Here is a 6,574-nt window from a genome sequence, read left to right on the forward strand (position 1 = left end):
GCCACCCGGACTACCTTCAGGGGCTATGGGCAAGCAGAGGCCGGTTCTGGCCGCGGTGATGGCGGCGGCCGGCGCCGCCGCGCTGTATCGCTGGGTAGCGCGGCCGAAGATCTACACCTGGGGCGCCACCGCTGCCGAGATCACCGCCGAACTGCCCGGCGACCGACTGGTGGAGCCAGGCACCCCGCGGACCACCCGCGCGATCACGATCGACGCGCCCGTCGACGAGGTCTGGCCGTGGCTGGCCCAGATCGGCGAGAACCGCGGCGGCTTCTACAGCTACGACGTCCTCGAGCGGCTGGTCGGTGCCCGGATGCACAACGCCGACGTCGTGCACCCGGAATGGCAGGACCTGCAGGCCGGCGACACCGTCTGGCTGGCTCGCCGGTACGGCCAGCGCGGTAGGCAGGTGGTGGCCGAGGTGGTGCCGAAGTCGCATCTGGTGCTGATGTCCGCGCCCGACTATGAGCGGGTGCAACGCGGCGAGACAGCACTCGGCTCGTGGGCGTTTTACGTCCGCCCGGCCGACGGCCGGACCCGGCTGCTGGCCCGGGGATCCGGGGGTGCGGTCGGGATCACCAGCTTCGACGTCGTGCACTTCGTGATGGAACGCGGGATGCTGCGCGGCATCCGCCAGCGGGCCGAGACGCACCCCGGCGCGGCTAGGCCGGCACCGCTTCCACGACGCTGATCGGGGCCGCGGTGGGCACCACCGCGGCCATCCGGAATCCGGCCTCGGCCAGCAGCGATCGGTACTGCTCGGCGGTGCGCTCCCGGCCGCCTGCGACCACCAGCATCTCCAGATCCACCCACTTGCCGACGAATTCGCCGTCGTGCTCCGGGATGACGAACTCGACCAACAGCAGGGTGGCACCGGGCTTGATCGCGGCCCGGACGTTGCGCAGGATCGTCAGCGCCTGCTCGTGCGCCCAGTCGTGGATGATGTTCTTCAGCACATAGGCGTCGCCGCCACCGGGGACCGAGTCGAAGAACGAACCGGGCCGCACGTCGACGCGGTCGGTGAGCCCGAACTCGGCGAGCAGCGCCGGCGCGTCGGCGACCACATCGGGCAGGTCGTAGAGCACGCCGCGGGAGGCCGGGGCGGCGGTCAGAATGGCCGAGAGCAGCCGTCCGTGGCCGCCGCCGACGTCGACGATCGTCGAGTGCCTGCCGAAGTCGTAGCCGGCGACGACAGGTTGCATCGACATTTCTGAGATGCTCGTCATCGCGCCGTTGAACAGCCCCGCGAACTCAGGGTCGTCGCCCAGATAGTCGAAGAATTCCTTGCCGCGCAGGCTCGAGACGACGGGTTCACCGGTCTTGATCGCGTCCACCAGATGGGTCCAGTGCTCGCGTTGCTGACGGGACCCGTAGAACAGCGTGGCCGCGCGCATCGACGTCGCGGCCTCCGAGCGCAGCGTCTCGGCGAGCGCGTTGAGTCCGTAGCGGCCGTCCCGGTGCCGGCGGAAGACGCCGCGGCTGACCAGCGCGCGCATCAGCCGATCCACCGCGTCCGGGTTCGCGTCGACGCGCCGGGCGAGTTCACCGGCCGGCAGCGGACCGTCGGTCAGGGCGTCGGCGATCCCGAGGGCCGCCGCGGCGGTGATCGCCTGTGACACCCAGGTGCCCAGCATCAGCTCGAGCATCTCGGCCGGCGGCGGCGCCAACCGCCGGTTCAGCTGCGACAGGCCCTGACGGACCCGTTCGACGACCCGGACAACTCGGGCCGGTGGCACCTTCGGCTGCGCCGTCATGAATGTCGTCCCCCTCGATCGTGATGTCAGCGCCGGCGCCGGATGATCGCCCGCAGTTTGCCCAGCCGGCCGGCGATTTCGCGTTCGGCTCCGTGGTTGGTCGGGTTGTAGTAGTCGACGCCCGCCACCTCATCGGGTGGATACTGTTGCGGCACAACGCCGTCGGGGTCGTCGTGCGGGTATCGGTAGCCGACGGCATGCCCCAGCTTGGCCGCGCCCGCATAGTGCCCGTCGCGCAGATGCGCCGGCACCAGACCCGCTTTGCCTGCCCGAATGTCGTTCATCGCCGCCCCCAGGGCGGTGGTGACGGCGTTCGACTTCGGGGCGGTGGCCAGGTGCACGGTGGCGTGCGCCAGGGTCAGCCCCGCCTCGGGCATGCCGATCAACGCGACGGTCTGGGCGGCCGCGACCGCCATCGGCAGGGCCGAAGGATCCGCCATCCCGATGTCCTCGCTGGCCAGGATCATCAACCGGCGGGCCACGAAGCGGGGGTCCTCCCCCGCCACCAACATCCGGGCCAGGTAGTGCAGCGCGGCGTCGACATCCGAACCGCGGATCGACTTGATGAACGCGCTGATCACGTCGTAGTGCTGGTCACCGTCCCGGTCGTAGCGCACCGCCGCTTTGTCCAGCGACTGTTCGACGACCTCGACGGTGACGTGCTCGCCGGTCTCGGCCGCCACCTCCAGCGCGGTCAGCGCCCGGCGGGCATCCCCCGCCGAGAGCGCCACCAGCAGGTCGACGGCCTCGTCGTCGACGGTGACCGCACCGGCCAGCCCGCGCGGGTCGGCGATGGCGCGGCGCACCACGGTGCGGATGTTGTCGGCGGTCAACGGCTGCAGTTGCAGAATCAGCGACCGCGACAGCAGCGGGGCGACCACCGAGAACGACGGGTTCTCGGTGGTGGCGGCCACCAGCAGCACGACGCGGTTCTCCACCGCGGCTAGCAGGGCGTCCTGTTGGGTCTTGGAGAACCGGTGCACCTCGTCGATGAACAGCACCGTCTGCTCGCCGTAGGCCGCCGCGCGCCGGGCACTGTCGATGACAGCTCGCACCTCCTTGACGCCCGCGCTCAGCGCCGACAGCGCCTCGAACCGCCGGCCGGTGGCCTGCGACACCAGCGAGGCCAGCGTGGTCTTGCCGGTGCCGGGCGGTCCGTAGAGGATCACCGAGGCCGCGCCCGAGCCCTCCACCAGGCGGCGCAGCGGCGACCCCTGGCGCAGCAGGTTCTCCTGGCCGACCACCTCGTCGAGGCCGGCCGGGCGCATCCGGACCGCCAGCGGCGCCGACGCCGGCGCGGCCGAGCCGACCCGCCCGTCGTCGCCGTCGGATACGTCGAACAGGCTGTCGGACACGTCCTCACACTTACCACGTTCGTAAGGTGGTCGTCGTGACTGCACGCGGCTGGGTTCTGTTCGCCGCGATGAGCGTGATCTGGGGCATTCCCTATCTGTTGATCAAAGTGGCCGTCGACGAGGTGTCGGTACCGGTACTGGTGTTCACCCGGTCGGCGGTGGGCGCGGCGCTGCTGCTGCCGCTGGCGTTGTCGCGGCAGGCCCGCACCCTGCTGCGCAGGCACTGGAAGGCGGTTGCCGGCTTCGCATTCTTCGAGATGATCGCGGCCTGGCTGCTGCTGTCTGACGCCGAGCGCCACCTGACGAGTTCGCTGACCGGCCTTCTGATCGCGGCCGCGCCGATCATCGCCGCCGTGCTGGACCGGCTGACCGGCGGGGAACGGCTGGGGCCGGCGCGGATGGCCGGACTCGGGACCGGGTTGGCCGGTGTCGCGCTGCTGGCCGCCCCCGGTCTGGCCGCCGGCGGGGTCTGGCCGGTGGCCGAGGTACTACTGACCGCGACGTGTTATGCCATCGCGCCATTGATCGCCGCGCGCTACCTGGCCGACGTGCCGGGCCCCGCGCTCACCTCGGCCTGCCTGGGGCTGGCCGCCCTGGTGTACCTCACCCCGGCGGCCCTGACCTGGCCGCGGCACGCGTTGACGCCGCACGCGTATGGCGCGATCGCGGCACTGGCCGGGATCTGCACGGCGCTGGCGTTCGTGGTGTTCTTCGCCCTGATCCGCGAGGTGGGTGCCACCCGCGCGCTGTTGTTCACCTACGTCAACCCGGCGGTGGCGCTGGTCGCCGGCGTCGTGCTGCTGCGCGAACCGCTGACCTGGTTCCACATTGCCGGCCTGGTGCTGATCCTGGCCGGATCGGTGCTGGCCGGTCGGCGCAGTGCCGGGTCAGAAGACGTCGCCCACCAGTAGCCGGCACGCGACGTCGACGTCGGCCAGCGCGTCCTCGGGCCGCAGCGCACCACCCACCGTCCAGGTCAGGATGCCGAACGCGGCCTGTTGCACCAGTCGTGAGCGCCGCAGCTGTTCGGCAGTCGGATCGGCGACGCCGGCGATCTCGAGAATGAGATCACGCAGGGTGGGATCGTCGGGAGCGTCGGCCTGGGCGCGCACGATCTGGGTGGACGTGATCATCGCATGGGCAAGATGCTTGTGGCGCAACAGGTTTCGACAGGCAGCCACCATCAGGTTGGCAATGTCGTCGGCCGCGTCACCGCTGGGTGGTGGCGGCCGGAAACGCGACACCTGCTCGTCGAGCACCGCCGCGAACACGTGATGCTTGGACGGGTAATAGCGGTAGAGGGTCCGTAGCGCGACGCCGGCGTCGGCGGCGATCTCCTGAGCCTGGATCCGGTCGATCTCCTTGACCGACCCGAGCCGCGCGGCCGCGGACAGGATGGCGCCACGGCGGTTCTCCTGGTCGTCGGTCGCCGGACGGGCCGGCGCCCGGGGTTCTGAAATCCGCGGCACGCCTCTCAGTATCGGCCATCGCCATGGCACCCGCGCACCGGTACCGATCAGCGAGACCCTCGTCACGCGCCGGCGCGATACGAGCGACGATCGATACGTGTCGTATGCGAAGTACGGTCCGTGGGCAGTGATCGCCGGTGGTTCCGAAGGTGTCGGTGCCGAATTCGCCCGGCTTTTGGCACAGGCCGGGGTCAATCTCGTTCTGGTTGCCCGCAAACCGGATCCTCTGGCCAATACCGCGTCGGCGTGCCGCGAGCTCGGGGTCGAAGTACGCACGGTGGCAACCGATCTGGCGTCGGCGCAGGCCATCGGTGAAGTCACCGCGGCCACCGACGGGCTCGAGGTCGGGCTGTTCGTCTACAACGCCGGCGCCAACACCTGCAGCGCGGAGTTCCTGGACGCCGAGCTGGCCGACTTCCAGCGCGTCATCGACCTGAACATCACCACGATGATGGCGCTGACCCAGCATTACGGGCGGCTGATGCGGGAGCGGCGCCGCGGTGGGATCCTGCTCGTCGGGTCGATGTCGGGGTATCTGGGCTCGGTGCGCCACACGGTGTACGGCGGGGTGAAGGCCTATGGGCGGATCTTCGCCGAGGGGTTGTGGCTGGAGTTGCGCGAGTACGGCGTCGACGTGCTGGAGCTGGTACTCGGCGTCACCCGGACCCCGGCGATGGAACGGGTGGGCCTGAACTTCGACGTGCCCGGCATGCGGGTGGCCGATCCGGCCGACGTCGCCCGCGAGGGGCTCGACCAGTTGCCGAACGGCCCGGTGTTCGTCGCCGGGGGTAACGCCGAAGACGTTGCGCGACGGAATGATCCGGACCGCGCGGCAGTGGTTGCCGGAGCGCACCGGATGATGCGCAAGCTGATGGGGCTCAGTTAGTCATCCCCCGACGCGGGTCGATCCCCCAGAGCGGTCGCAGGACCACCTTTTTGTCGGTGGTTCGCACTAGCGTTCGAAGGGTGAGTCCGGTTGAGGTGGCGTTAGAACAGCTCGACGATGCTGTCGAGGCCCTTGCCGCCGTCGACGTGGAGTCCTTGTCGCCGCCGGATCGGTTCGCGGTGGTGGACCGGTTGGAGACCGCGCGCCGCCGCCAGATCGCACTCTCGCATGCGGTGGTCGCCCGGTTGGAGCGGTTCGAGGGCTGCCCGCCGGTGGGGATCACGCTGGCCGATGTGTTGCGGATCAGTCCCACCGAAGCGCGTCGCCGGATCCGCAATGCCGCCCAGTTGGCACCGCGCACCACCTTGACGGGCGAGCTGTTGCCGCCGGCGCTGCCCGAGACCGCGAAGGTATGGCACGACGGGCGGATCGATGGCGAGCATCTCGAGGTGATTCAGAAGTTCTTCCGAGATCTGCCCGACCATGTCCCGCCAGCGGAGCGGGAGAAGGCCGAACGGTCACTGGCGGAGAAGGCGACGGTGCTGCGCCCCGACCAGTTGGAGAAAGTCGCCGCACGCCTGGCCCTGCATCTGAACCCCGATGGCCGGTTCTCCGACGAGGACCGTGCGCGCAAGCGCAGCTTCACCTGGGGCCGCCAACGCCCCGACGGCATGCGGGAAGGCAAGCTGCTCGCCGACCCCGAACTGCAGGCAGAGCTGGAACCCTGGTTCGCGAAATTCGCCGCCCCGGGAATGTGCAACCCCAACGACGACAACCCCGCGATCACGCCGTCGGACGACGCGGCCGCACGCGATTCCCGCACCCACGGCCAGCGCCAACACGACGCCCTCAAGGCTTTGGTGCGCGCACAGTTGGGCGATCCAAAGCTCGGACAGCACAACGGCTTACCCGTCACCGTCATCGCCACCGCCACGGTGCAAGACCTGCAGAAGCAGACCGGGCACGCCGTCACCGCCGCCGGCACCCTGCTGCCCATCCCGGATCTCATCCGCATGGCCAGCCACGCCTACCAACTTGTTGAATCAGGAGCAGAAGAGCTCGGCCAATGGTCATGCTTTTCGAGGCGGTGGCCGGCTGTGCTCGATGCTT

General features: G+C 69.9%; 7 protein-coding genes. 4 read left to right on the forward strand and 3 right to left on the reverse strand.

Annotated elements, in window-relative coordinates:
• Window positions 1–25 precede the first annotated feature (25 nt).
• Window positions 26–691 (forward strand): hypothetical protein, encoded by a 666-nt coding sequence (locus MSZK_RS26800; RefSeq protein ID WP_099251578.1) that lies wholly within the window; start codon window positions 26–28, stop codon window positions 689–691.
• Here MSZK_RS26800 and MSZK_RS26805 read toward each other — a convergent pair.
• Both MSZK_RS26805 and MSZK_RS26810 read right to left on the reverse strand, forming a co-directional pair.
• Complete coding sequence (locus tag MSZK_RS26805) at window positions 663–1,754, reverse strand: methyltransferase (protein WP_099251579.1); 1,092 nt, start codon at window positions 1,752–1,754, stop codon at window positions 663–665. The genes MSZK_RS26800 and MSZK_RS26805 overlap by 29 nt on opposite strands.
• Window positions 1,755–1,780: 26 nt before the next feature.
• Window positions 1,781–3,154, reverse strand: coding sequence for a replication-associated recombination protein A (locus MSZK_RS26810; RefSeq protein WP_371411394.1), 1,374 nt, complete (start codon window positions 3,152–3,154; stop codon window positions 1,781–1,783).
• Here MSZK_RS26810 and MSZK_RS26815 point away from each other — a divergent pair.
• Window positions 3,145–4,020: a DMT family transporter gene (locus MSZK_RS26815; protein ID WP_099251584.1), complete on the forward strand. Its 876-nt coding sequence runs from the start codon at window positions 3,145–3,147 to the stop codon at window positions 4,018–4,020. The two genes, MSZK_RS26810 and MSZK_RS26815, sit on opposite strands and share 10 nt — an antisense overlap.
• On the opposite strand, the gene MSZK_RS26820 is transcribed toward MSZK_RS26815, so the two are convergent.
• Complete coding sequence (locus MSZK_RS26820) at window positions 3,997–4,578, reverse strand: TetR family transcriptional regulator (RefSeq protein WP_233211529.1); 582 nt, start codon at window positions 4,576–4,578, stop codon at window positions 3,997–3,999. The two genes, MSZK_RS26815 and MSZK_RS26820, sit on opposite strands and share 24 nt — an antisense overlap.
• Window positions 4,579–4,675: 97 nt before the next feature.
• Here MSZK_RS26820 and MSZK_RS26825 point away from each other — a divergent pair, with 97 nt between their 5' ends.
• Together MSZK_RS26825 and MSZK_RS26830 are read left to right on the forward strand one after the other, a co-directional pair.
• The gene (locus MSZK_RS26825) at window positions 4,676–5,464 is read left to right on the forward strand and encodes an SDR family oxidoreductase (RefSeq protein WP_099251582.1); all 789 of its coding nucleotides are present in this window, start codon (window positions 4,676–4,678) and stop codon (window positions 5,462–5,464) included.
• An 80-nt stretch (window positions 5,465–5,544) separates the two neighbouring features.
• Window positions 5,545–6,574 (forward strand): 13E12 repeat family protein (locus tag MSZK_RS26830; RefSeq protein WP_099251585.1); only part of this gene is annotated, 1,030 nt, incomplete at its 3' end.

Source organism: Mycobacterium sp. shizuoka-1 (genome assembly GCF_002723835.1).
GTDB lineage: Bacteria > Actinomycetota > Actinomycetes > Mycobacteriales > Mycobacteriaceae > Mycobacterium.

What these genes read in the sequence shown, in the direction of transcription:
- MSZK_RS26800 (WP_099251578.1), top strand. Translation starts at nt 26, where the DNA reads ATGGGCAAGCAGAGGCCGGTTCTGGCCGCGGTGATGGCGGCGGCCGGC.
- MSZK_RS26805 (WP_099251579.1), bottom strand. Translation starts at nt 1,754, where the DNA reads ATGACGGCGCAGCCGAAGGTGCCACCGGCCCGAGTTGTCCGGGTCGTC.